The 21,900-nt window shown below is 56.9% G+C and carries 20 protein-coding genes; 14 read left to right on the top strand and 6 right to left on the bottom strand.

The features are described from left to right. The first annotated feature begins 103 nt into the window (after positions 1-103). From ugpA to BM205_RS05965, 3 genes are read left to right on the top strand one after another with little or no spacing between them, the layout of a single operon-like run. On the top strand, positions 104-988 hold the full coding sequence (gene ugpA / locus BM205_RS05955; protein WP_092413492.1) for a sn-glycerol-3-phosphate ABC transporter permease UgpA: 885 nt from the start codon (positions 104-106) through the stop codon (positions 986-988). Between the two features lie 33 nt (positions 989-1,021). After that, on the top strand, positions 1,022-1,873 hold the full coding sequence (gene ugpE, locus BM205_RS05960) for a sn-glycerol-3-phosphate ABC transporter permease UgpE (RefSeq protein WP_092413494.1): 852 nt from the start codon (positions 1,022-1,024) through the stop codon (positions 1,871-1,873). Position 1,874: 1 nt separating this feature from the next. Continuing rightward, positions 1,875-2,954, top strand: coding sequence for a sn-glycerol-3-phosphate import ATP-binding protein UgpC (locus BM205_RS05965; protein ID WP_092413496.1), 1,080 nt, complete (start codon positions 1,875-1,877; stop codon positions 2,952-2,954). Between the two features lie 45 nt (positions 2,955-2,999). Here BM205_RS05965 and BM205_RS05970 read toward each other — a convergent pair whose 3' ends face one another. Beyond that, complete coding sequence (locus tag BM205_RS05970) at positions 3,000-5,432, bottom strand: penicillin acylase family protein (protein WP_092413498.1); 2,433 nt, start codon at positions 5,430-5,432, stop codon at positions 3,000-3,002. A gap of 77 nt (positions 5,433-5,509) precedes the next feature. Then, positions 5,510-5,743: a hypothetical protein gene (locus BM205_RS05975; protein WP_092413500.1), complete on the bottom strand. Its 234-nt coding sequence runs from the start codon at positions 5,741-5,743 to the stop codon at positions 5,510-5,512. A gap of 152 nt (positions 5,744-5,895) precedes the next feature. Between BM205_RS05975 and BM205_RS05980 the strand changes: the two genes are divergently transcribed. After that, entirely contained in the window at positions 5,896-6,723 is an 828-nt protein-coding gene (locus tag BM205_RS05980; protein ID WP_092413502.1) for a ferritin-like domain-containing protein, read from the top strand. A 38-nt stretch (positions 6,724-6,761) separates the two neighbouring features. Here the strand turns inward: BM205_RS05980 and BM205_RS05985 are convergent, their stop codons facing one another. Further along, the gene (locus tag BM205_RS05985) at positions 6,762-7,610 is read right to left on the bottom strand and encodes an amidohydrolase family protein (RefSeq protein ID WP_175511180.1); all 849 of its coding nucleotides are present in this window, start codon (positions 7,608-7,610) and stop codon (positions 6,762-6,764) included. Positions 7,611-7,829: 219 nt separating this feature from the next. Between BM205_RS05985 and BM205_RS05990 the strand changes: the two genes are divergently transcribed. The 6 genes from BM205_RS05990 (at position 7,830) to BM205_RS06015 (ending at position 14,166) form a co-directional block, all read left to right on the top strand. After that, positions 7,830-8,507 (top strand): response regulator, encoded by a 678-nt coding sequence (locus BM205_RS05990; RefSeq protein WP_092413504.1) that lies wholly within the window; start codon positions 7,830-7,832, stop codon positions 8,505-8,507. After that, positions 8,504-9,940 carry a sensor histidine kinase gene (locus BM205_RS05995; protein ID WP_092413506.1) on the top strand — a complete coding sequence of 479 codons (1,437 nt, stop codon included), beginning with the start codon at positions 8,504-8,506 and terminating at the stop codon, positions 9,938-9,940. The genes BM205_RS05990 and BM205_RS05995 overlap by 4 nt, the downstream gene beginning before the upstream one ends. Before the next feature lie 200 nt (positions 9,941-10,140). Continuing rightward, a complete protein-coding gene (locus tag BM205_RS06000) occupies positions 10,141-11,274 on the top strand; it encodes a porin (RefSeq protein ID WP_092413508.1) in 1,134 nt (377 codons plus the stop codon). A 249-nt stretch (positions 11,275-11,523) separates the two neighbouring features. Further along, on the top strand, positions 11,524-12,120 hold the full coding sequence (locus BM205_RS06005; RefSeq protein ID WP_175511181.1) for an undecaprenyl-diphosphatase: 597 nt from the start codon (positions 11,524-11,526) through the stop codon (positions 12,118-12,120). A 58-nt stretch (positions 12,121-12,178) separates the two neighbouring features. Beyond that, positions 12,179-12,841: a response regulator gene (locus BM205_RS06010; protein WP_092413512.1), complete on the top strand. Its 663-nt coding sequence runs from the start codon at positions 12,179-12,181 to the stop codon at positions 12,839-12,841. Further along, positions 12,817-14,166, top strand: a complete 1,350-nt coding sequence (locus BM205_RS06015) for an ATP-binding protein (protein ID WP_092413514.1) — start codon at positions 12,817-12,819, stop codon at positions 14,164-14,166. The genes BM205_RS06010 and BM205_RS06015 overlap by 25 nt, the downstream gene beginning before the upstream one ends. Before the next feature lie 59 nt (positions 14,167-14,225). Here the strand turns inward: BM205_RS06015 and BM205_RS06020 are convergent, their stop codons facing one another. Beyond that, positions 14,226-15,449, bottom strand: coding sequence for a CaiB/BaiF CoA transferase family protein (locus BM205_RS06020; RefSeq protein ID WP_092413516.1), 1,224 nt, complete (start codon positions 15,447-15,449; stop codon positions 14,226-14,228). A gap of 289 nt (positions 15,450-15,738) precedes the next feature. Between BM205_RS06020 and BM205_RS06025 the strand changes: the two genes are divergently transcribed. Beyond that, entirely contained in the window at positions 15,739-16,080 is a 342-nt protein-coding gene (locus BM205_RS06025) for a hypothetical protein (RefSeq protein ID WP_092413517.1), read from the top strand. A gap of 14 nt (positions 16,081-16,094) precedes the next feature. Beyond that, positions 16,095-16,655, top strand: a complete 561-nt coding sequence (locus BM205_RS06030) for a glycine zipper family protein (RefSeq protein ID WP_170851100.1) — start codon at positions 16,095-16,097, stop codon at positions 16,653-16,655. 406 nt (positions 16,656-17,061) lie between these two features. Here BM205_RS06030 and BM205_RS06035 read toward each other — a convergent pair whose 3' ends face one another. Continuing rightward, the gene (locus BM205_RS06035; protein ID WP_092413521.1) at positions 17,062-18,417 is read right to left on the bottom strand and encodes an ATP-binding protein; all 1,356 of its coding nucleotides are present in this window, start codon (positions 18,415-18,417) and stop codon (positions 17,062-17,064) included. A gap of 62 nt (positions 18,418-18,479) precedes the next feature. Further along, positions 18,480-19,202 (bottom strand): response regulator, encoded by a 723-nt coding sequence (locus BM205_RS06040; RefSeq protein WP_175511182.1) that lies wholly within the window; start codon positions 19,200-19,202, stop codon positions 18,480-18,482. A gap of 356 nt (positions 19,203-19,558) precedes the next feature. On the opposite strand from BM205_RS06040, the gene BM205_RS06045 reads away from it, so the two are divergent. After that, positions 19,559-20,050 carry a Spy/CpxP family protein refolding chaperone gene (locus BM205_RS06045; protein ID WP_092413525.1) on the top strand — a complete coding sequence of 164 codons (492 nt, stop codon included), beginning with the start codon at positions 19,559-19,561 and terminating at the stop codon, positions 20,048-20,050. 356 nt (positions 20,051-20,406) lie between these two features. Beyond that, a complete protein-coding gene (locus tag BM205_RS06050) occupies positions 20,407-21,894 on the top strand; it encodes an MdtA/MuxA family multidrug efflux RND transporter periplasmic adaptor subunit (RefSeq protein ID WP_092413792.1) in 1,488 nt (495 codons plus the stop codon). The last annotated feature ends 6 nt before the right edge of the window (positions 21,895-21,900 follow it).

Raw genomic sequence — 21,900 nt, forward strand, 5'->3', positions numbered from 1 at the left:
TGCGGTCATTTCCTGGTTCACGCATGGACACGCCCCCCTGCGAAATTGCAGTTTCGTCTCACCCTGAAATCCCGCATCGCCGCGGACGATAGAAAGTCCCATCGTGGAAAAACGCGCTCGCTTCAAGTCTGCCTGGCTGCCCTATGCCCTGGTGGCGCCGCAGATCATTGTCACCCTGTTGTTTTTCGTCTGGCCGGCGGTGCAAGCCCTGTACCAGTCGATGCTGCTGCAAGATGCTTTCGGCGGTTATTCGGAATTCGTCTGGTTCGATAATTTCCGCACACTGTTCGCCGACAGCAATTACCTCGGCTCCTTCAAGACCACCGCCGTGTTCTCGGTACTGGTGGCGGTACTTGGCCTGTCGATATCGCTGATCCTGGCCGCCTTCGCCGATCGGGTGATCAAAGGCGCGGCAATCTACAAAACCTTCCTGATCTGGCCGTATGCGGTATCGCCGGTGGTGGTCGGCGTGCTGTGGATGTTCATGCTGAGTCCGACGCTGGGGATTATCTCCCACTGGCTGCATTATATCGGCATCGACTGGAATCACGTCTTGAACGGCCGCCACGCCATGATCCTGATCGTGATCGCCGCGGTCTGGAAACAGGTCAGCTACAACTTCCTGTTCTTCCTGGCCGGGCTGCAATCGATACCGAAATCGCTGATCGAAGCCGCCGCCATTGACGGTGCGGGACCGGTAAAACGGTTTGCGACCATCGTATTCCCGCTGTTATCGCCAACTACCTTCTTTCTGCTGGTGGTGAATATCGTCTACGCCTTTTTCGACACCTTCGCGATTATCGAAGCCACCACCCAGGGCGGTCCCGGCAAGGATACCGAAATCCTGGTCTACAAGGTATTCCTCGACGGCTTCAAGGGCGGCGACCTGGGTAGCGCCGCGGCGCAGTCGGTGATCCTGATGACCATCGTCATCGTGCTCACCGTGGTGCAATTCAAGTATGTCGAAAAGAAAGTCCAGTACGCATGAAGATTCTCGCTGAAAACGTCCTGAAAGACGCACATGATTGAGCGCCGCCCCATCCTCGACATGATCAGCCACCTGGTGCTGCTGCTGGGTGTCATCATCATCGCCTTTCCACTTTATGTGGCTTTCGTCGCCAGCACGCAAACTGCCGAGCAGGCAGCCGCCGCACCCATGTCCTTGCTGCCCGGCACACACTTTATCGAAAACTACAGCGCGCTATTGACCAAGGGCGCATCAGGCAACGTTTCGGCGCCGCCAGTGGCGCGCATGCTGATGGTGAGCCTGATCTCGGCGCTGGCGATCGCTATCGGCAAGATTTCGATTTCCATGCTGTCGGCATTTGCCATGGTGTATTTCCGCTTTCCCGGGCGCTCGTTCTTCTTCTGGATGATTTTCCTGACCTTGATGCTGCCGGTGGAAGTACGTATCACGCCGACCTATCAGGTGGTATCCGATTTCGGCATGCTGAATACCTACGCCGGCCTGACCATACCGTTGATCGCTTCGGCCACAGCTACCTTCCTGTTCCGTCAGTTCTTCCTGACCATTCCGGATGAACTGGCGGAGGCGGCGCGCATCGACGGCGCCGGGCCGCTACGGTTTTTCAAAGATGTGATCTGGCCGCTGTCGCGCACCAATATCATCGCGCTGTTCGTGATCATGTTCATCTACGGCTGGAACCAGTATCTGTGGCCGCTGATGATCGCCACCAACCAGGACATGTATCCGATCGGTATCGGCATCAAGACCTTGATTACCGGCGGCGATTCGGCGGTGGAATGGAATATGGTGATGGCCACTTTGATCCTGGCGATGTTGCCGCCTGGCCTGGTAGTGGTGGTGATGCAAAAGTGGTTTGTGAAAGGATTGGTTGATTCCGAGAAGTGATATGGCAAAAGTACACCTAGAGAACGTCAAGAAAACCTACGGCAAGGCCCCCAAGGCGGTCGATGTCATCCACGGCATTTCGATCGATATCGCCGATGGCGAATTCATTGTCATGGTGGGCCCTTCCGGCTGCGGTAAATCAACCCTGCTACGCATGGTGGCAGGACTGGAAGAAATCACTTCGGGCGACATCGTCATCGGCGACCGCGTAGTCAACAAGCTGGAGCCGAAAGACCGCGACATCGCCATGGTGTTCCAGAACTATGCGCTGTATCCGCACATGAGCGTGTACGAGAACATGGCTTACGGCTTGAAGATCCGCGGCCTGAGCAAGGACGACATCGAAACCCGCGTGCAAAAGGCGGCCAAGATCCTGGAGCTCGGCGCCCTGCTCCAGCGTACGCCACGCCAATTGTCCGGGGGCCAGCGCCAGCGGGTGGCGATGGGGCGCGCGATCGTGCGCGAACCGGCAGTATTCCTGTTCGATGAGCCGTTATCCAACCTGGATGCCAAACTGCGCGTGCAGATGCGCCTGGAAATCCAGAAACTGCATCGCACGCTGGGCACTACCAGTTTGTATGTCACGCATGACCAGGTTGAAGCCATGACATTGGGCCAGCGCATGATCGTCATGAATGGCGGCCGTGCCGAACAAATCGGCACGCCGGCCCAGGTCTATGCCAAACCGGCCACTACCTTTGTCGCCAGTTTTATAGGCTCACCGCCGATGAACCTGTTGCAGGGGCGCCTGGCGGACGATGGCGGCAGCTTCACGCTAGCCAACGCCGACGCCATCAAGCTGCCGTTTATCCACAACGCCATCGCCGGCCATGATTGCATCATGGGTCTGCGCCCGGAACAGTTGATCTTTGGCCAGCCTGGCTTGACGATGCGCGCGGAACTGGTCGAAGCGCTTGGCGCCGATCTGCTGGTGCATGCATCGATTGGAGATCAGCTGTTGGTGATGCGGGTACCGGCTGCGACTGCGGTCGAAGCCGGACAGAAAATCACTGCCGGTTTTGACCCGGCAGCTTTACATTGGTTTAATTCACAGACCACGCAACGTATCGAGCTTGGATAAAACCAGGGCGCTGATCAGCGCCCTGGTTGCCATCTGCCTGCGACTTCAATTGCCCGGCTGCAGCAGAATCCTCTCCATCGTGGCTTTCTCCACCGCCGCACGGGAATATAGCAAAGGGAAATACTCACCCTTGAGCCACTTGTCGGCCAGATCGCGATAATGCGGACTATCCGGATCACCCGATTGCCCAGGTGAATTTACCGCACGCGAGTTATCCCAGTTGCCGACATCGACCACCACTCGGAACGACGGGCCGTTGGTTTGCAGGAAATCGCTGCTGCGATAGGTCGATTGATTGGGAGAGTAAGCGCCGCCATGAGTGGGCATGGGTCCGACATTCAATTTTGCACGGATGGCGTCGTCCACTGCTGCGGCCAGGGGATGTTCCATCAGGTTGTGATGCAGCTTGCCCCATTGCCATTGGTTGGCATCGCTGCCTTGCAATTTTTGCAGCTCGGCATAAGCCTCGCTCAAGCTGGTCAGCAATAGCTGGTCGCGCTTGTGCATCGCGTCAGGGCCGAAACGCGGCGCCGGCTGCTCCAGGTTATCCAGCAATACGGCAACGTCCGGCTCGCCCATTGCTTTGGCTGCGGCCGGGCTTAACACCGCGTCCTTGAAAGCTTTACCTAAATGGCGCGAGAGCCAGACTTCAAACAGAGCCGCCTGCGGCGAATCCGCGCGCTCGACGAAATCCCAGCCGGTAAATACGTTCAGCGCCGCCTGGGTCTGCGCGTCGCTGGAAGATAACGGTTTCAACAACGTCATCAGACGCCTGGCGGGAATCGACAGATCGTCATTTTGCAGACGCATGGAATCTTCCAGCGAGACTTTATCCAGTGACGACAACACCTCACTGATGCGCGTGAAGCGCGAATTATTGGTCCACTCAAAACCCAGCTTGCGTTCGCGGTAGGGATAACCGTCCGGCAAATTCATTTGATTGGCGGATGCGAACCATCCTTGCTTCGGGTTGTAGCTTGACGGCAGCTGGTCACCGGACCAGAAGCCGGCCCATTCGTAACGGCCGTCGCCTGGCACCGGCAGCAAGCCATCCCAGTCAGGACGGATCGGCGCCAACCCACCCGGCACCCAACCGATATTGCCCTTGGTATCGGCATACACCTGGTTCTCGGTCGGCGCGCCCCAATGCAGCAAGGAATGCTTGAACTGGGCAAAATTCTTGGCGCGCATGTACTCTATGCTGCCGAAATAAGGCGACATGCCGGGTTCCAGCCAGCCCGAACGCACCGCGAAGGCACGATTTTTCCCCGGCTCGAAAAAAATTACCGGGCCATGCCGGCTGAATGTCAGCTCGGCATTAACCGGCGTCGCACCCTTGACCTGGATTTGTTCCGTGATGACCTTGAACGGCTCCCATTTACCTTGGTATTTATACTGATCCGCGTGCTCAGGATTGATCTGGTAGACGTACAAATCTTCCTGGTCGATATTGAAAATCGTCAGGCCGAAGGCGATGCTGCCGTTGTGTCCGATCGAAATACCTGGTAATGCGGGTTCGCCGGCGCCGATGACATTCAATCCCGGCGCATTGATATGGGCGATGTAACGCAAGGACGGCGTCGAATACGCACGATGCGGATCGTTCGCCATGATGGCGCGGCCGGTGGCGGATTTTGCCGGCGCGATTACCCAGTTGTTGCTGCCTTCGGTGATCTCTTCCGGATTCTCCGCGGCGGCAATCACCACGGCATCGCTCTGCGCACTATGCAAGCTGTCTTTAGTGATCTTCACGCCCTGGGTGGCGAGCTGGAATACTTTCAGTAAATCTTTCGGCAGACAAGGATCCAGTCCGTCGGGTATCACCGTCTCCCATTTCGGCGTCAGGCCGACGCGGATTTCATCGGATTTAAGATCGGCTATGCAAGCGACGTTGGCACGCGCCACTTCACTGGTCAGATTGCGGGTCAGGCCATGGCTGCGGATGCGTACCACGTCTTCCGCCAGCCATCGGGCCGGTGCATAACCGAGCTGCTTGAACTCGAACGGCAATTTATCCGGATGGGTATTGATATAATCGACGTAGGCATTAATGCCTGCTACGAAAGTATCCGCCACATGCTGCGCTTGCGGGCCGTAGGATTGCCACTCGCGCTGCATGTCGCCACGGTATAGAAACAGCCTGGCGGCACGGTCTTGCTGGACATAGGCGGGACCGAATACCTGCGCCAGCTGCCCCAGGCCGCGACGGCGCCACAAATCGATCTGGAACAGGCGGTCGCGCGCCGCGTTGAAACCCTGGACAAAAAATGCGTCGTCCTGATTCGCAGCGTATATGTGCGGTACACCCCATTGGTCTACCAGGATTTCCGCAGGTTTTTTCAAACCTGCTATCTTGTAGGTAACCGTCGGCGCTTGCGGTACATCCCTGGCCTGGCTTGAAGTTGCTGCCAGCAGCACTAGCAATGCCGCCGCATACGGGGCAAACCCGGAATATGTCGAAAATAGCGATCGTTGCATAAGCACCCGTCTCTTTTGTATTTTATTTATGTACAAATCAACTATTGCCAGGCACAACGGCTCTCGCCGGTTACATCTTATTCCGTCAACGCAACCAGGTTATCTACCTCGATTTTGGCAAACTCCACACTGCTGTCGTAGGCCGTATCCTCGCTGGTGTGCGCACTTTCCGTATTGGTACGGCTGGAAACGCTAGCCCCGGCTTTCAATATCTGATAACCGTCATGCCACAGATCGTCGTGCCCCTGCACCGGCTTTGGCACGATGACGTAACCGCGATATTCGACGTTTTGTTTGGTTTGATCGTTCATATGGGCCTCGCTGCAAAATAAGCCTTAATCGTAGCATGAGCTCGACATCCACACATTCCGGCAAAATCGTGTACCTTGAACCTATTGTAGAAGCGAGCGTCTTACCTGTAAGCGAGTTCTATATCAGTCACAACCTCATGGAGAGATTGATTATGCACAAAGGTAGTGAAGAAAATACGCATTGGAAAATCGCCGACCTGGATTTTTCAAAAATTAATACCGCACAAGTCCGGCCAAATGAAAACCTTTTCTATCTGGTCGCATGCGCTTCGTTTGTCGAAAGCGGCTCCCATTTATATACCCAAAACCTGGTGGATTATTACGGCGACGAGCCGGAAATTTCCAATTGGCTACGTGAGCAATGGGAAGTTGAAGAATTGCAGCACGGCCAGGCGCTGCGCACCTATGTCGAGCACATATGGCCGGAATTCGACTGGCAAACCGCCTATCAGAATTTCCTCGATGAATATTCGACCTATTGCAAAGTAGAACTACTGGAGCCCAGCAAAGGTTTGGAAATGGTGGCGCGCTGCGTGGTGGAAGCCGGTACCGCCACTTTCTACAGCGCCTTGTCGCGCAGTACGGATGAACCGGTATTAAAGGACCTGGCCTCGCGCATCGCCAAGGATGAAGTAAATCACTACAAACACTTCTTCCGCTACTTCCGCCGTTTCCGGCAGAACGAGGGATTACGCCGGCACCGCATCTTCGGCGCCTTGCGCCGTCGCACCCTGGAAATGAAAAATGAAGATGCTGCCTGCGCCCTGCGCCACGTGCTCAGCGCCAGAGCGCCGCAGCACGCCGACGACCAGGCCATGCTGCAACAGATCCACAGCAAGATGAACACCACCATACGCAGCCATCTGTCGCCCGACATGACCATCAAGATGATCATGCGGCCACTGGATCTGCCGCATGCGGTGCAGTCGCTGGTGGCCTATCCGGTTACGCAAATCATGAACAAGGTGTTCCTGCGTTGATCGGATACCTGCGCGCCTTCGCTTGCCCTCCCGTGCCGCTACAAGCGATAGAAACGCTGCGCATTCAAGCCCATCACCTGTTGCCGCTGGAGCGGATCGAGATCGCCCAGCAACGTGTCGGTCGCCGCCAGCCAGCGCCCATAATCACCCGCCAGCCTGACTACCGGCCAGTCGCTGCCCCAGATCACCCGCTGCGCACCGAAAACCTCCAGGACATGGCTTACATACGGCTGCAGTTGCGCAACCTGCCAGTCGGCCGCAGCTTCGGTCACCAGCCCGGATAACTTGCAATACACCTGCGGCAACGCCGCCAGGCAGGTAATCGATGCCCGCCAGGGCTCCAGTGCGGCGCTGGCAATCTGCGGTTTAGCCGCATGATCGATGACGATCGGTAAATCCGGATAGCGTTCGGCAAACTTCAGCAAAGCCGGCAAGTGACGCGGCAGCACCAGCGCATCCATGCTCAGCCGATGGCGTTGCATCGCGGCGATCGCCGGCGCCAGCAGCGGATCGTCAATCCAGTCGTCGGCAAGGTCTTGCAGCATCGGCCGCAGGCCGCGCATTTTCGGATGGCTGGCCAGCAGCGGTATCTGCTGTTCAGCATTGAGTGCCTTCAAATCGGCCCAGCCAACCACCGCCCGGACAAACGAATGCCGCTCCGCCAGGTTAAGCAGGAACAAGGTATCGCTCATGGTTGGCAGGGATTGCACCAGCACGCTGCCGCCGATGCCATATTGCCGCAGCAGCGGCTCCAGCTGATCCGGCAGAAAATCGCGATGAATTTCCGCCAGTTCCGGCGGCGGCCATTGTCCGGCCCGGTTGGCCAGCAGCCAGAAATGTTGGTGGGCATCAATGCGCAGGGGAGGAAACGCTGTATCGGCAAGCATATTACCCATCTCGAATTAGTGTCTTTTGCAATGCGTACGGACCGTTTCATCTACATCAAAGGTCCATTGGATGGACCAATACTAGCATGTGCGATTTTGGCCCGGCAATTGAAAATTTTCCGGTGTCTCGATTTTTTGGTAGCCAAGTCCGGGCTCGCCTTTCATAATCCGCCTCATCGCCAAGAGTTGTCATGGCGAATCCCCGAGACGGAAAAAAATATGCGAATTTTGCTGGTAGAAGACAACAGGCCACTATCCGAATGGCTGGCGCTTACCTTACATCGCAATAAATACACGGTCGATTGTGTCTATAACGGCGCCGACGCCGACCATTTATTGCTAACTCAACAATACGAGTTGGTGATCCTTGACATGTCCCTGCCAAAACTGGATGGCAGCGAAGTATTGAAGCGGCTGCGCGCCCGTCACAACAACGTACCGGTCCTGATCCTGACAGCCAACAATTCGGTCGAGGGCCGCATCATCGGCCTCAATAACGGCGCCGACGACTACATGGCAAAACCGTTCGACGTCAACGAACTGGAAGCGCGTATCCGCGCCCTGCTACGCCGTTCCAACCAGCAACGCAACCCGATCCTGCAGTGCGGCTCGCTAAGTTACGACAGCAACAGCCTGATCTTTTCGATAAACGGTGTGGCGCTAACCCTGACCCGCCGCGAGCATGCGGTGCTGGAAACGCTGATCATGAAAATGGGGAAGACCGTCAGCAAGCAAGCGCTGGCGGAGAGCCTGTACGCGATGGCCGAAGACGTGTCGCAGGATGCGATTGAAGTCTATATCCATCGGATCCGCAAGAAACTGGAACATGGCGACGCTGCCATCATCACTTTGCGCGGGCTCGGTTATCTGCTCAAGCACCACCAAGAAGCCCCATGAAGATTCGCAGCCTGCGCACGCAGCTGCTGCTGTGGCTGCTGGTACCGCTGATACTGTTCGTCGGCTTCAACATCTGGGTTACCTACACCAACGCAATCGAGATGGCCACCGTGGTTCACGACCGGATGCTGCTCGGCTCGGCGCGCATCATCGCTGAACAGATACGCTATGAGGACGACGTATTGCAAGTGGTGATTCCCCCCGCCGCGCTCGAGCTGTTTCAATCGGATTCGCATGACCGGGTGTACTACCGCGTGGTGGCGGCCAACGGCAGGCTGCTGGCCGGCCAGATCGACTTACCCAATCCGCTGCACATACCGCGTAACGAGGAAGCCGTCTATTTCAACGCCAGCTTCCGCGACGATCCGGTGCGCATTGTCGCCTTTTCGCAGCCGATGTTTGGCGTTCCCGGACAGGAGTCGGTCCTGATCGAAGTGGCGCAGACGCAGCATTCCTACAAGGCGTTGTCAGACCGCATGTGGGAACACACCGTGCTGCAGCAACTAGCCATCCTGGCGTTGGTTGTCTTTCTGCTGTTGCTTGGATTACGCCATGGCCTGGCGCCGATGATGCGCCTGCGAGACCGCGTGCGGCGCCGCAAGCCAGGCACTCTGGAAGAACTCGATACGGCGCCGGTGCCAATCGAACTGGCGCCGCTGGTGCATGCTATCAACGACTATGTGCAACGGCTGGACGATCATATGTCAGCCCATGGGCGTTTCATCGCTAATGCGTCGCATCAGTTGCGCACGCCGCTGACGCTGCTCAACACACAGGTCGACTACGGCCTGCGCAGCAGCGACGTAAAAACCAAGGATGCAGCACTGCGCGCCATCAACAACGGCGTGCAGCACGGGATCCGGCTAGTCAACCAGTTGCTGACGCTGTCCAATGCCGAAACCCGCGTCGGTCATCCGTTGCGCCAAACCGACGTCAACCTGCCAGAAGTGGCGCAGCGGGTATTGGAAAAACTGGCGACCCTGGCCCAGACCAAGAATATCGATCTGGGCCTTGAGTTTGCCGGGGTTCCGATCATGGTTCGGGCTTCGCCATTCATGCTGGAAGAGCTGGTCGCTAACCTGGTCGATAACGCGCTGCGCTATACCCCGGCCGGCGGCAGGGTAACTGTCGCTGTCGCCGCAACCGAAGATGCCGCCGTACTGCGCGTCGAAGACAACGGCCCTGGCATTCCCTGTGAAGAACGAGAGCGGGTATTCGAACGTTTCTATCGCCTGCACGAAGAGCGCTCGGATGGCAGCGGCCTGGGACTTGCCATCGTGCGCGAGATTGCGCTCGCCAGCCACGCTGAGATTACGTTATCCAGCCCGCCGGCAGGTAGTGGACTAATCGTTACGATCAGCTTCCCCGCCGTGAAAAGTCCAGACATCCCGATGCCCCTCGCCGACCTGGCAAACCCGGCCCGTCTGCCATAGGCAGATTCGGGCATTTTCCAGAAAAGCTTACTGAAAGCTTTCAAAATCCACATTTATTTGAGCTTGCTGTGGCGCAAATCCCACAGTTGGCGGCCAGCCATTTGGCGTGCTGAAAGCAGTTAGTAAGCTTGCGAATTTTATAGTTGGGCCACTGATCTGCGAGATTGGTAATTCCAACTACAAAATATCTGGAGACGACAATGAAAAAAACGCTATTAGCGCTGGCTGTTCTGGGGACCATGGGCTGTATCAATACGGCATCGGCACAAACCAATGTCACTATCTATGGCCTGATCGATGCCACCATCAGCACCGTCAATCATGCAGACAAGGCCGGCGACCGCCTGACCGGCATCCCGGTGGCCTGGTTCAGCGGCAATCGGATCGGCTTCCGTGGTAATGAAGACCTCGGTGGCGGACTCAAGGCGATTTTCAAACTGGAAGCTGAATTCGTGGTCGGCACCGGTGAAATGGATACACCTGGCGTGTTGTTCAACCGCGACGCATGGGTCGGCTTGCAAGACACTACTTTCGGCCAGATCGTACTGGGCCGCCAAAATACCCTGGCACGCGATTTCTCCCAGGTCTACGGCGACGCATACGGTTCCAAGCTCGGCCTGGAAGAAGGCGGCTACACCAACAACAACAACTTCAAGCAACTGATTTTCTACTCGGGCAGCGCTACCGGCACACGCTACGACAATGGCGTGACCTGGAAGAAAGTATTCAGTAACGGCGTGGTGGCCGGCCTTGGCTATCAATTTGGTAACGTTGCCGGTCAATTCGCGCACAACACCACTAAATCTGCAGCGCTCGGCTACAACGGCTCCAACTTCATCGTTTCCGGCTTTATCAACCAGGCCGATGTTGGTAACGGCATCGACAGCAGCCTCGAAAAGCACAAGTCTTACTCGCTGGGCGGCAGCTACATTTTCGATCTGGTGCGTTTAAACGCCGGCTATTTCCATTACACCGCAGAACAAGGTGCACTCGGCAAGCGTAAGGACAACGCGTATACCGTATCGGCCAAGTTCACGCCGCAAGGTTCGTTCGACTATGAACTCGGTTATCAAGTAATGAAAGCCGACAACGCTGCTTACAATGCGGCCGGGACCGGCACCCTGAACGCGTACGCTGACGCTAGCGGCTCGACCGCCACAGGAAGCGGCAAGAAATCCACTATCTATGGCTCGACCCGCTATCATTTATCCAAGCGCACCGAGCTGTATGTGGCAGCAGACTACATGAAGCTCACCGACGGCTATCGCGTGGCTTCAGCGCATGGCTTCCAGAACCAGACTGAATTTGCACTGGGCATGATCACTAAATTCTGATCTGTAAATTTATGCGTTGATCACCCTTTTGCAGATGGATTTTTTGAATCCAGGCATCGGGCAAAGCCGGCATGACTTTCGTCAGCGCCGGCTTTTTTTGCCGGTCGCCATGCCTGACACATGCCCTACAGCACTATTCCACTACCTCAGTAACAGCTAAGTTTGAGCAACTATCCTGCTCTGCAATAGTCATAAGCTACCAGCCCCGATACGGGGCTTTTTCATAGCAAGATATTGTCAAAGGGCACCATGGAAGAATTCAATCAATCGCTGTTTCTGCTGATCAATGCCAGCACGCATCCCTCCTCATTGTTACTGAATAGCGCCATGCTATTCGCGGAATGGCTCATTTTCCTGATCCCGGGCGGCCTGCTGCTAGGCTGGTTTCGCGGCGGCGAACAAACCCGCAAGCTGATGCTGGAAGCGGTCGCTTGCGGCATCGTCGGTTTGTCGATCAGCATGTTATTTGGTGTTTTTTGGCAACATCCACGCCCGTTCATGATCGACCTCGGCACCAATTTTCTTGCGCACGCTCCCGATTCGTCGTTTCCCAGCGATCACCTGACTCTGCAATGGTCGGTGGCTTTCAGCTTTCTGCTACATCCGCAATTGCGCAAGACTGGCGCGATCTTGAGCTTGCTCGGCCTGCCGATGGCATGGGCCCGGATTTACCTGGGCGTCCATTTTCCGCTCGACATGCTGGGCGCGGCAATGGTTGCAGCGCTTAGCGCCGTGCTCTGCTTTGGCTGTGCAAAGTGGTTTATCGGACCGCTGTTCAAATCCGTTTCCTTCATCCATGGCCGTTTGTTCGCGCCGCTGATCCGTCGCGGCTGGATGTTGAAATAAGCCAACTGCAAGGTAAAATCAGCCAGAGACGCGCTTTGAGCCATCGAGAGGAACGGGAATGAGGGTATTGCTGGTAGAAGACGATCGCATGATCGGCGATGCAGTCCAGATAGCGTTGCGCGACGCCAGCCATGCTGTCGACTGGGTCCACGACGGCACGGCAGCCTTGAGCGCTGCAGCCAGCGAAAGCTACGACGTCATGTTGCTTGATCTGGGCTTGCCGCAGCAGGACGGATTTGCCGTGCTGCGCCAGCTACGGCAGCAAAGCAACAGCTTGCCGGTGCTGATCGTAACGGCCCGGGATGCAGTCGAAGACCGTATCGGCGGCCTCGACCTGGGTGCAGACGATTACGTGATCAAGCCGTTCGAGATGGGCGAATTGCTGGCGCGCATGCGCGCCGTGGTGCGGCGCAAAGCCGGCAACGCCAATCCGGTGATGAGCAACGGTTCCTTGTTTCTCGATCCCAGCACCCGCGAAGTTACCGCGGACGGTGTCGCGACCCGCTTGTCGGCGCGCGAGTTCTCCTTGCTCCACGCGTTGTTGCTGAGGCCCGGGGCGATTCTGTCACGCCAGGAACTGGAAGACCGCATCTATGGCTGGAACGAAGAGGTCGAGAGCAATGCGGTGGAATTCCTGATTCATTCGATCCGTAAAAAACTGGGTGCGGCGTCGATCAAGAATGTCAGGGGGTTGGGATGGATGGTTTCAAAACAAGACTAAGCCATTCATTGCAATTCCGGCTGTCGCTATGGCTCTCCCTGGTGATTCTCGCCATGGCGGTGCCGGCGGGTGTGTACTCTTTTTTTTCGGCTTTTCATGAGGCCAACGACCTGCAAGACGATCAGTTGCGCCAGGTTGCGGCGCTGGTGCTTAGCCGCGACTTGCCGCCGGCAACACCGGATCGTCGCGCAACAGGAAAAATGAAGGACGACGAATCGAAAGTCATCGTCCAGATTCTGGCGCCGGCACAATACGCCGGCGACGACGATACCTCGCTGCGCCTGCCCGCCGACCTGCCCGACGGCATCCAGACAGTCAAGGTTGGCCATGTACCGTGGCGCCTGTTTGTCAAGCCGGCCGCATCCGGCCAGCGGCTGGCCGTGGGCCAGCAGACCGAGGTGCGCGACGAGATTGCCCGCGACAGCGGCTTGAGAACCGTGATGCCATTCGTGGTGCTGATCCCGATATTGATTGCGTTGGTCAGTATCATGGTGCGCGGCATGCTGCGCCCGATTGCAAGGCTGTCGCAAGAAGTCGACCGGCGCGACGATCAGGATATACGTCCACTCGACGAGCAGCATGTGGCGGATGAAATCCGGCCCTTGATCGGCTCGATCAATCGCCTGTTGCGACGGGTTGCCGACAACATGGATGCACAGCGGCGCTTTCTTGCCGATGCCGCGCATGAGTTGCGTTCGCCGCTGACAGCCTTGTCGCTGCAAGCGGAAAATCTCGCCGCAACCGATCTTTCGCCAACGTCGAAAGCGCGCCTGCTACCGTTGCGGCAAGGCTTGAATCGCAGCAAAGCGCTGCTGGAACAATTGCTGACGCTGGCCCGCTCGCAAAATACCGGCGCCCCTCAGCCTAGCCAGGTCACCCAAGTGTCCTTGCAAGCAGCGTTACGGCGCGTGGTCGAGGATAGCTTGCCGCTGGCGCAAGCCAACCAGATCGATATCGGAGTTGAAGCCGATACTGAAGTTACGCTGGCGGCGCAGGAAGTCGATATCGTCGCCTTGATACGTAACCTGATCGACAATGCAATCCGCTATACGCCGCCAGGCGGCAACGTGGAAATACGTCTGCACGCGCAGCCTGGCCTGGTCAGCATCGAGGTGGAAGATAGCGGACCCGGTATCCGGGAAGCAGAACGTGAGCGGGTTTTCGATCCTTTTTATCGCGTGCCGGGCAGCGACCAGGATGGTTCCGGCCTGGGCCTGTCGATCGTCAAGTCGATCGTGGCAAGGCTGCATGGCAAGATCGAACTACAACATGCCCGCAGCGATGCTCCTTATGGCTTAAAGGTCATTATTCGCCTTCCTACTTGATGTCCGCCTGATATCGCAGGCGCAATGCTCAGCACTTTGCCCGGCTCCCGGCTTTAGATTCAGATCACTCCTTGCTGCCGCAACTCCGCGATTTGCTCCGCACTTCTGCCGATGGCCGCCAGCACCTCTGCAGTATGCTGGCCCAGCTCCGGGCCCACCCAGTTGGTCTGGCCCGGGGTAGCAGACAGCTTGGGTACGATACCCGGCAAGTCTATCGGCTGACCGTCCGGTAAAACATGCTGCTGGATCATGTCACGCGCGCGGAAATGCGGATCCTGGTGGATATCCGCTGCGGTATAGACTTTGCTGCTCGGCACTTCAGCCTGCTCCAGCACTTGCAGCACATGTTCCAGGTCGTGTTGCGAGGTCCATTCCGTAATTGCTGCATCGAGCATGTCGTTATTCTGCGCCCTGCCGTCGTTGCGCGCCAGGCGCGGATCTTCCGCCAGGTCGCTGCGGCCGATGGCATGCATCAGGCGTTTGAAGATGCTGTCGCCGTTGCCGGCGATGATGACATAGTGCTCGCCACGCGCGTCGCTCAGGCATGGATAGGTGCTCGAAGGCGAAATGCCGGGAAAGCTGGCGCCGGTACGCTCGCGTACGAAACCGAACTCGGCATATTCCGGAATCAGGCTTTCCATCACGCCGAACACGGCTTCGTACAAAGCGATATCGATGAACTGCCCTTTGCCGCCATTCGCGTTCAGATGGTGCATGGCAAGCAGCGCACCGATTACGCCATACAGCGAAGCCAGCGTGTCACCGATGCTGACGCCAACCCGCACCGGCGGCCGGTCTGGATAACCGGCCAGGTTACGCAAACCGCCCATCGATTCGGCAATCGCAGCAAAACCCGGCCGCGCATGGTAAGGGCCATCCTGGCCATAGCCGGATACCCGCACCATGATCAGCTTCGGATTAATCTTCGACAAATCCTCCCAGCCCAGGCCCCATCCTTCCAGCGTACCGGGACGAAAATTCTCGATCACGATATCGGCATCCTTGACCAGGTCGCGCACGATCTGTTGCCCTTGTTCCGATTTCAGGTTCAGCGTTACCGATTTCTTGTTTCGGCTCTGCGAATACCACCACAGTGATGTGCCGTTATGCAGCTTGCGCCATTTGCGCAGCGGATCGCCGTCACCCGGCGCTTCTATCTTGATCACCTCGGCGCCGAACTGGCCCAGCAGGCTGGCGGCATATGGCCCCGCAATCAAGGTGCCGAGTTCAATCACCTTGACACCCTGGAGCGAAGATTGTTGTTCTGCTGAAGGCTGCTTCATTTCTGTCACCTGTCTCTTTATCTCTATTCTGTTCATACTGCGTATCAGCAGATTAAGGCAGATTATAAAGTAGGCAGCAGGACGGCAACTGCTACTGCTACTGCTACTGCTACTGCTACTGCTCACCTGCAACAATTCTCTACATTAATGCACCCGCATTTGTCGGTTTGTATCAAAGAGTTAAAATGATTGATCTTGACGCCAACATTTGCAACCAGAAGTAACTCCTTTTGGCGGTTGCCGCGCTCCGGATTACTATTAGATAACTGATAAATGCGTAGGACATATCATGAAAAAAATTGCTCTATTGGTACTTGCTGCTGCGGGCCTGATGGTCACCAGCTCGGCCAGTTTTGCCTACGGTTATTACGGCCATGGCGGCTTTTACGGCCCGCGTTTTGGCGTAACCATAGGCGGACCGTTATATTGGGGTCCAGGCCCCTATTACTATCCGCCACCGGTTTATTACGCCCCGCCGCCGGTCTATGTAGCGCCTGAACCGCAAACCTATATAGAAAAAGCCCCGGACTATGCGTATTACTGTCCTAGTCCGGCTGGTTATTACCCGCAGATTCCACGCTGTCCCAAAGGCTGGATGAAGGTAACGCCGGACGAAGCTCAACCTAGATAATAAGGCGGTGTGTGATGATAAATGGAACTACCAAGGTAATCGCGGCCTCGATGGCCGTTTTGCTGACCGGCTGCGTAACTGCGCCGTCCGGCCCGAACGTAATGGCACTGCCGGGCGCCGGCAAGAGCTATGAACAGTTCCGCAACGATGAAGCGGTCTGCCAGCGCGCAGCGCAAGACAGAGTAGGACCGTATGCACCGCAAGCGGCAGCTGACAATGCAGTAGGTACGGCAGCAGCAGGCACCGTGATCGGCGCAGCGGCCGGCGCCTTGATCGGTGCAGCAACCGGCCGTGCCGGCGCCGGTGCGGCGATTGGCGGCGGCGTCGGTTTGCTGGCCGGCAGTTCGGTAGCAGGCGACTCGGCTTCTCGCAGCAGTTATGGCATGCAGCGTCAGTACAACAATGTGTATACCCAATGCATGTACGCCAAGGGTAACCAGGTACCGGTTTCGGGTGGCTATGCGAATAATCGCCGTCAGTATGCACCGCCTCCGCAGTACTCGGCGCCGCCCGATTATTATCCGCCGCAACGGGGGAATAGCTATGGGCCACCGCCGGACTATGTGCCTTATTGATCGCGGTTGATCACTACCAGTACAAAGACATGCTTTATGCATGTCTTTGTGCATTTGGAGGGCGTTTTTTTATGTGGATGTGGGTGTGACGCCGATCGAATGCGACGGGGTGTACTGCGTGGGGTTGTTTTTGACGCGGCTTTTGACTTTGAAGTCCGCATGGGGACGCTGCCAAATGTGGCGCGTGTCAGTCGGGAATTGTGGGAAGACATGTTTGAGCGCAGCGAGTTGGTCTTTCCACCCGACTGACACGCGACACATTTGGGGACCTGACCGAAGGGAAGGCAGTGGCTTTGCGGTCGCCTTCTTTTTGGTTACTTTTTCTTGGCGAAGCAAGAAAAAGTGACTAGCTGCCGGGCTACCCCCGGCGCACGTACCCACGGAGCAGCAACCCAATCAGCTACCCTCAAATCCCATTCAAAGCCGGCACCCGCAAAGTAACCTCCAGCCCACCCTCCGGATGATTACGCAACTGCAACGTAGCCCGATGATTCTCGGCGATATTACGCGCAATCGTCAGCCCCAACCCAGTCCCCCCCGTATCCCGCGAACGCGAAGTCTCCAACCTGAAAAACGGATCAAACACCGCCTCCAGGAACTCCGCAGGAATACCCGTTCCGCCATCGCGAATAGTGATCACGATATCAGCCCCCTCACGCGCCACCTGCAGACGCGCATAACGGCCGTATTTGGTCGCATTATCGACCAGATTTGTCAGGCAACGCCGCAACGTATTCGGCTGCGCCATGATCGAAGCGCGCGTACGCCCCTCCAGCGTAACGTCCTGTCGGGCATCGACCGCATCAGCGCAAACGCTATCCAGCAAGGAATCGATATCCAGCTTCTGCATCACCTCCGCCGAATCCATGCTACGCGCCAAATCCAAACCCTCACGCACCATGCCCTGCATGACAGCAAGATCCTCCAGCAACTTGCGACGCAAATCATCTTCACCCACTTTTTCCAAACGCAGGCGCAATCGGGTCAACGGTGTTTGCAAATCATGGGTAATCGCCGCCAACATATGGGTACGGTGCTGAATCTGCCGCTTGATCCGCGCCTGCATGGCGTTGAATGCGGTAGCAGCCAGGCGCACTTCCGTCGGCCCGGTTTCATCCAGCGGCGGCCGGTCGATATCGCGCCCCAATTCACCGGCGGCAACCGCCAGATGCTTGATCGGCCGCGCCGTCATTTTGGCCACAAAAAAAGCCAGGCCACCGATCAACAACAGGAACAATGCGAAATAAGGTGACAGGTACGGTATGCCGGGCGGCCGACCAGCCGGCCCTCCAGGTCCACGCATCATGCGCAGCTTCAGCTTCAGCAGCGCGCCGTCTTTCAGGCTGACGTAGACCACCTGGCATTCTTCGACCTTGCGAAATTCAAGACCTCTGCGCGTGTGCAATTTGCAATTGCTTTGCTTATCCACCAGCACGCTGCGATCACCGCCCAGTCGGGCCTTCAGGAGCGCGGTCAGTGAAGGATTATCATTGATTGCACTTTCGGTATTTTTGACCATGCTGGCTTCCATGCCAAAATTATCACTGGTCTGCAACACCACGGAACGCATGTCAGGGCCGACATTGTCTAGCGAAAAAACGATCTGTTCGACCCGCTCGGCAATGCGAAACTCGTAAAACTCCTTGAAAGCCTTGCGTCGTTCATTGTCGGCCAGCCAGCTGGTAGTGGCGGCCGCCACCAGGATCCCCGCCAGCAGAATCAGGAATACCCGGTTCGCAACCGAGCCAAGAAAATTTCTCACAGACAGAATTCCTTTTTTCAAGCTTTAGCGCACGGTTGCCGCTGCCCGACCCGGCATACGCATCACGACTCCACCGTCACCGCAGTAGCCAGCACGTAACCTTCGTTACGCACGGTCTTGATGATCACCGGGGTACGGGCGTCATCGCCAAGTTTTTGGCGCAGGCGGCTAATCTGGATATCCACCGAGCGATCGAACGGATCGGATTCCCGGCCCTGCGTCAACTCCAGCAATTGATCACGGTTCAAGACCCGGTTCGGGTGATCCAGGAACACCTTGAGAATACGATATTCGGCGCCCGACAAAGCCACCACCAGACCATCGCTGTTGACCAGGTGGCGCGCGATCAGATCGAGTGTCCAGCGCCCGAACTGGATCTGCTGGGCTTCCGGTGAAACCATGTTCGGCGGCAGCGCCTGGGTACGGCGCAAGACACTGCGGATGCGGGCAAACAATTCACGCGGTTCGAACGGCTTCGACAAATAATCGTCGGCGCCCATCTCAAGTCCCAGGATGCGGTCCAGCGGCTCGCCGCGTGCGGTCAGCATGATCACAGGGATATTCGAATCGGCACGCAGGTTGCGGCACAAGGTCAATCCGTCTTCCCCCGGCAAGGTGAGATCCAGCACCACCAGGTCCACCCGCGCTTCGGACAGCACTTTGCGCATGTCGCTGCCGTTGGTCGCCATCAAGGTGCGGAAACCGTTGGCATCCAGGTATTCGGCCAGCAAAGTCCGGATTTCGTGGTCGTCATCGACCACCAATATATGAGCAGCAGTTTCCATATGCGTGATTATCCTAGGACCTTTTGGTAGTCAATTGCGGTGAGACCGGAAGCGCGGCCAATCGGAAATAGAAAATAGTAGTGATGAATGACAACGTATTCAATGCAATCGATCCCTGATAGTTGGAAGCAGCGATGCCTGCGGTTTTCAGGATTATGGCAAGTCGCAGCGATAAAGACGATAGTAATTTGTATATTGGCATATCTGCCAGCTATGTAGACACTTTAAGATACAAAGCAAACTTGATGACATACACGGCGATACAAAGCCGTTGTTTCATGAAAAACCACCGATACACCAGCGCGTTTCAATGCGAACTGTGCGGATTGCACTTACATTCATGGAAGGATTTCACTATGTTCAAGCTTCGCAAACAATTGCTGATTGGCGTGACCGCACTGAGCTTCGCTGCAATGGGTATGACTGCCTATGCGCAAGCCGACGGCACCCCCGGCCACCAGGCCCCTACAGCTGAGCAAAAGGCTAAATTCGCCGAGAAAATGGCAAAACGCCAGGCCAAATGGCACGACGATCTGAAAATCACACCGGCGCAAGAAACTGCATGGCAGACCTTCCTGGGTAAAATCAAACCGGCTGGTGCGCCGCAACAACGCCCTGGCAAGGAAGAATGGGCCAAGCAAACCGCCCCTGAGCGCATGGACCACCAGATGGAATTCCTGAAACGGGCCGAGACACGTCTGGCCGAACGTACTGCCGCCGTCAAGGAATTCTACGCTGTGCTGACACCGGTACAGCAGAAGGTCTTTGACGAACACTTCAAAAAAATGGAGCACCACCGCTTCGGTCATCGCGGTTTTCATCATGGCGGCCCCGACGGTCGTCCATAATTGAACCCGGCCCGGCACCCGCATGGGCCGGAGCCAGCGTCCGGCAAACGGCCAAATCGCCGAACTGCGCCAGGTTGAACCTCAAACCAACGCGCAGTTCGGCGATTTGGCCGTTTGCCGGACATGGCTTCCACGGCTACACCCCCGGATCAGCCTCAATTGCCGTCCATCTGGCTAGCGACTACACTGCCTCACAAGCTCTTTCGTTAATTTGAAACAATTTCTAATAAATACACGCGGCGGTAAAATTTACTCGCTAAACTCATGTGATTATTTTTCAACAATTTGCCGAATGCAAGTTTCCGGCAAGTTCATGCATTGCACCTGACCACATTCTGACTGACCTCCTGCCTGCGATGACTACTACACCGACTCCTCGAATCGACCAATCTAGCCAGCCCCGTCCTGCTCGTCCTAACCAATACCAGGGCGGATTCCAGCGCGGCTGGCTGTGGCTGGTTGCAGTTATTGTTCTGGCGTTGGCGGCCTACCTGATCTGGGGGCGCAGCCATAACGCTGCCGATCCGGCTGCAGCAGCATCGGGGCAACCGTCGGGACAAGCCGCCAATGGCGGCGGCAAAGGTGGAAAAGGCGGCAAGCGCGGCGCATTTGCAGGCGCCGGCGGCCCATTGCCGGTCGGCGTAGCGGTCGCCAAAACCGGCGATATCAGGATCTTTATCTCAGGCCTCGGCAGCGTCACTCCTGAAGCCACCGCCATCGTCAAAAGCCGGGTCAACGGGGAGTTGATCAAATTGCATTTCCAGGAAGGACAGATAGTCAAGGCCGGCGCGTTGCTGGCCGAACTGGATCCACGTCCTTACCAGGTGGCGGTGACGCAAGCTGAAGGCCAGTTCATTAAAGACACTGCCCTGCTGAAGGCTGCACAAATCGATTTACAGCGCTATCGCACCTTGCTGGCGCAAGATTCCATCGCCAGCCAGCAGGTCGATACCCAGGCGGCCCTGGTCAAGCAATACGAAGGTACCGTCAAATCCGATCAAGGCGCGCTCGACAGCGCCCGCCTGCAACTCACTTACTCGCGCATCACTGCGCCGATCAGCGGCCGGCTCGGTTTGCGCCAGGTCGATCTGGGCAACGTGGTGCAAAGCAGCGATACCAACGGCATCGTCATCATCACCCAGTTGCAACCTATCACCAGTGTGTTCAGCATCCCCGAAGATAATATCCCGAGCGTCATGAAACAGATTCAGGCCGGCAAAAAGCTGGCGACCGATGTCTGGGATCGCGACCAAAAGAACAAACTCGATAGCGGCGCTCTGCTGACCATCGACAATCAGGTAGACAGCACCACCGGCACGGTGAAGCTGAAGGCAGAATTTCCGAACACCAATTACGCCCTGTTTCCGAGCCAGTTCGTCAATATCCGCATGCTGCTCGATACCCGGCGCGACGCGACGGTGATTCCAAATGCGGCAATCCAGCGCGGCGCCCAAGGTAACTTCGTCTATGTGGTGAAGGCCGACCATACCGTCACCATCCGTCAGATAACGGCAGGTCCGGTGGAAGGTGAATCGACCGCAATAGAAAAAGGTATTGCCGTAGGCGAAACAGTCGTCATCGATGGCCTCGACAAATTGAAGGAAGGCGCGAAAGTCGAACCGGTGGCCCGTGGTGGCCCGGCTGCAGCAGCAACGGCTGGCGCCGCCACCGGCAACGCAGCCGCCGGCGCCCATAAGGGCGGCCATCGCCACCAGCAAGACGCCAATGGCGGTGCCGTGCCTGCCGCTTCTGCTCCTGCTTCTGCCGCCACCGCGCCTGCGACACAAACCGCACCGGCTACCGCACCCGTGCCCGCCGCTGCCACCAACCGCAACAGTCAGTAAACGACT

This window comes from Collimonas sp. OK307 (genome assembly GCF_900113705.1).
Classification (GTDB): Bacteria; Pseudomonadota; Gammaproteobacteria; order Burkholderiales; family Burkholderiaceae_D; genus Collimonas.

Excerpts from the sequence above, each read along its gene's own strand:
- ugpE (WP_092413494.1), top strand. The coding sequence starts at position 1,022 with ATGATTGAGCGCCGCCCCATCCTCGACATGATCAGCCACCTGGTGCTG.
- BM205_RS05965 (WP_092413496.1), top strand. The coding sequence starts at position 1,875 with ATGGCAAAAGTACACCTAGAGAACGTCAAGAAAACCTACGGCAAGGCC.
- BM205_RS05970 (WP_092413498.1), bottom strand. The coding sequence starts at position 5,432 with ATGCAACGATCGCTATTTTCGACATATTCCGGGTTTGCCCCGTATGCG.
- BM205_RS05975 (WP_092413500.1), bottom strand. The coding sequence starts at position 5,743 with ATGAACGATCAAACCAAACAAAACGTCGAATATCGCGGTTACGTCATC.
- BM205_RS05980 (WP_092413502.1), top strand. The coding sequence starts at position 5,896 with ATGCACAAAGGTAGTGAAGAAAATACGCATTGGAAAATCGCCGACCTG.
- BM205_RS05985 (WP_175511180.1), bottom strand. The coding sequence starts at position 7,610 with ATGCTTGCCGATACAGCGTTTCCTCCCCTGCGCATTGATGCCCACCAA.
- BM205_RS05990 (WP_092413504.1), top strand. The coding sequence starts at position 7,830 with ATGCGAATTTTGCTGGTAGAAGACAACAGGCCACTATCCGAATGGCTG.
- BM205_RS05995 (WP_092413506.1), top strand. The coding sequence starts at position 8,504 with ATGAAGATTCGCAGCCTGCGCACGCAGCTGCTGCTGTGGCTGCTGGTA.
- BM205_RS06000 (WP_092413508.1), top strand. The coding sequence starts at position 10,141 with ATGAAAAAAACGCTATTAGCGCTGGCTGTTCTGGGGACCATGGGCTGT.
- BM205_RS06005 (WP_175511181.1), top strand. The coding sequence starts at position 11,524 with ATGGAAGAATTCAATCAATCGCTGTTTCTGCTGATCAATGCCAGCACG.
- BM205_RS06010 (WP_092413512.1), top strand. The coding sequence starts at position 12,179 with ATGAGGGTATTGCTGGTAGAAGACGATCGCATGATCGGCGATGCAGTC.
- BM205_RS06015 (WP_092413514.1), top strand. The coding sequence starts at position 12,817 with ATGGATGGTTTCAAAACAAGACTAAGCCATTCATTGCAATTCCGGCTG.
- BM205_RS06020 (WP_092413516.1), bottom strand. The coding sequence starts at position 15,449 with ATGAAGCAGCCTTCAGCAGAACAACAATCTTCGCTCCAGGGTGTCAAG.
- BM205_RS06025 (WP_092413517.1), top strand. The coding sequence starts at position 15,739 with ATGAAAAAAATTGCTCTATTGGTACTTGCTGCTGCGGGCCTGATGGTC.
- BM205_RS06030 (WP_170851100.1), top strand. The coding sequence starts at position 16,095 with ATGATAAATGGAACTACCAAGGTAATCGCGGCCTCGATGGCCGTTTTG.
- BM205_RS06040 (WP_175511182.1), bottom strand. The coding sequence starts at position 19,202 with ATGGAAACTGCTGCTCATATATTGGTGGTCGATGACGACCACGAAATC.
- BM205_RS06045 (WP_092413525.1), top strand. The coding sequence starts at position 19,559 with ATGTTCAAGCTTCGCAAACAATTGCTGATTGGCGTGACCGCACTGAGC.
- BM205_RS06050 (WP_092413792.1), top strand. The coding sequence starts at position 20,407 with ATGACTACTACACCGACTCCTCGAATCGACCAATCTAGCCAGCCCCGT.